Raw genomic sequence first — 1,533 nt, 5'->3', positions numbered from 1 at the left:
CTCCGTCAGGAGAGCTGGTGGCGCTGTTGGCCGATGCGGGGAGCTTCGCCAAGCCCGTCCTGGTGTTCGCCCCCGACAACGAAAAGCAGGCACAGTAACCATGGACGGATACTTTTACGCTGTCCTGATAGTGGGCCTGTTGTCCACCATCATTTGCGTCGCGGCCGGCATCATGAAGAAGGCCCCCAACGACGTCACCATACTGTCGGTTGCCGCCGTCGAACTCGTCCTGCTGGTCTATCTGGTGGGATCGATCATCCGCGTGGTGATGGGTGAAAAGATCGCGGGGGAGCCCTGGGAATTCTGGGGCTACATCATCACGGCACTCATCCTCCCCGTCGTCGCGGTGTACTGGTCCATCCTGGAGCGGACCCGTTGGAGCAATTTCGTCATGGGCGCCGTGGGCGTCACCGCATTGGTCATGGCGGCCCGCATGAACCAGATCTGGTACTGACATTGGAAGAAGCACACGAAGTGACTGTTGAAACCACCGGGAAGAAGAACCGGGACACCCGCAACACCGGGCCCGGGAGGCTGCTGATTGCGGTCTACGCGGTGTTCGCGATCTCGGCCACGGCCCGTGCCGGCTACCAGATCCTGACCAAGTTCTCGGATGCTCCCTTGGCGCACATCCTCTCGGCTTTCGCCGCCGTGGTGTACATCGTGGCCACGGTCTCCCTCGCGAAGCCAGGCCGCACGTGGTTCAAGGTGTCCCTCGCGGCCGTCCTTGTTGAGATGGTCGGCGTGGTGGTGGTTGGCGCCATCAGCCTTTTCGATCCGGTGGCTTTCCCGCACGACACTGTGTGGTCCTTGTTCGGACGTGGATACGGCTTTGTGCCGTTGATCCTGCCGGTCCTGGGACTACTGTGGCTCTACCGTCGGCGTCCGGCACCACTCACGCAGTAGAAATCGGAGCTCCGCCATCGGGCAAGGGCGCCGTGGGATAGCGAGTAACCTTAGAGAATTCCGGCGCCGGAGCAGGCACCGGGCATAGTCAATACCAGCAGTAAAAGGCGAGGTTGATGGTCCACATCTGGAACGATCCCACCGAGGTCCCCGAGGATTTCGGTCCCAGCGTCGTGACCATCGGCAACTTTGACGGCGTCCATCGCGGACACCAGCAAGTGCTGACGCAACTGTTGCGCACGGCAAAGCAGCACGGTGCGCGGTCCGTCGTCGTGACCTTCGATCCCCACCCGGCACTGGTCCATCGGCCCGACTCCGCTCCGGAGCTCCTCATGGGGCTGCAGGACAAGCTCGATGCCCTGGCCGGCACGGGCGTGGACGCCGTCCTCGTCATGAAATACAACCTCACGCTTGCCGCCATGACGCCCGAGGAATTCGTCGTCAAGGTCCTGCTGGACGGGCTTCACGCAGCACATGTCGTTGTGGGCCACGATCTTCGTTTCGGCGTGGGAAATTCCGGCGACGTCGGCACCATGCAGGAATTGGGCAAGGAACTCGGATTCGGCGTCCACGTGGTCAACGAGTTCGGCGCGGAAGGCTTTCCAGTACACGACGACGGCGGCACGG

Annotated in this window: 3 protein-coding genes; all 3 read left to right on the top strand. The window is 62.3% G+C overall.

All coding sequences use genetic code 11. The features are described 5' to 3' along the window. Window positions 1–100 precede the first annotated feature (100 nt). Window positions 101–454 (top strand): hypothetical protein, encoded by a 354-nt coding sequence (locus AHiyo1_RS24470; RefSeq protein WP_059387819.1) that lies wholly within the window; start codon window positions 101–103, stop codon window positions 452–454. 2 nt (window positions 455–456) lie between these two features. After that, complete coding sequence (locus AHiyo1_RS05045; RefSeq protein WP_059387818.1) at window positions 457–906, top strand: hypothetical protein; 450 nt, start codon at window positions 457–459, stop codon at window positions 904–906. A 116-nt stretch (window positions 907–1,022) separates the two neighbouring features. Next, window positions 1,023–1,533 (top strand): adenylyltransferase/cytidyltransferase family protein (locus AHiyo1_RS05040; protein WP_148667472.1); only part of this gene is annotated, 511 nt, incomplete at its 3' end.

This window comes from Arthrobacter sp. Hiyo1 (genome assembly GCF_001263615.2).
Taxonomy (GTDB): Bacteria; Actinomycetota; Actinomycetes; order Actinomycetales; family Micrococcaceae; genus Arthrobacter.
The sequence above is the reverse complement of the archived record's forward strand: the minus strand, read 5'-3'. Positions and strand labels throughout refer to the sequence as shown.

Coding starts and splice junctions, on each gene's coding strand:
- AHiyo1_RS24470 (WP_059387819.1), top strand. CDS start 101: ATGGACGGATACTTTTACGCTGTCCTGATAGTGGGCCTGTTGTCCACC.